This is a genomic window from Mesorhizobium sp. M8A.F.Ca.ET.207.01.1.1 (genome assembly GCF_004794715.1).
In the GTDB taxonomy this organism is placed as follows: domain Bacteria; phylum Pseudomonadota; class Alphaproteobacteria; order Rhizobiales; family Rhizobiaceae; genus Mesorhizobium.
In genome coordinates this window covers 1-296 of sequence record NZ_SRUS01000499.1, presented here as the reverse complement: position 1 = coordinate 296, position 296 = coordinate 1, and the positions used below count along the sequence as shown (strand labels likewise).

1 protein-coding gene is annotated in these 296 nt (G+C 73.3%); it reads right to left on the bottom strand.

Annotated elements, in window-relative coordinates; genetic code table 11:
- The coding region (locus EN850_RS35550; protein ID WP_136093072.1) for a pyridoxal-phosphate dependent enzyme at positions 1 to 296 on the bottom strand (296 nt) is incomplete at both ends.

The following is a 296-nucleotide window of genomic DNA, read 5'->3' as shown; positions in this document are numbered from 1 at the left end:
GCCGACGGTGCCCTGGCCGGCGATCACGTCGGCGTCGTCGAAAGCGGACAGGAAGCGGTAACCGTGGCGTTGCGCCAGTTCGACGGCGAAGGCGTAGGCCTCGTCGTAGCTGGTGCCATGCTGGCGCACGGTGGCGCCCCAGTGGGCGACGCCGGCGATCTTGGTGGCCGGTGCGCCATGCGGCATCACGGTGATGGCCGGCACGTCCAGGCGGTAGGCGGCCCATGCCACGCCCTGGGCGTGGTTGCCGGCCGAGGCGCAGATCACCGGCCGGGTGTCACCGCGCTCGCGGCCGG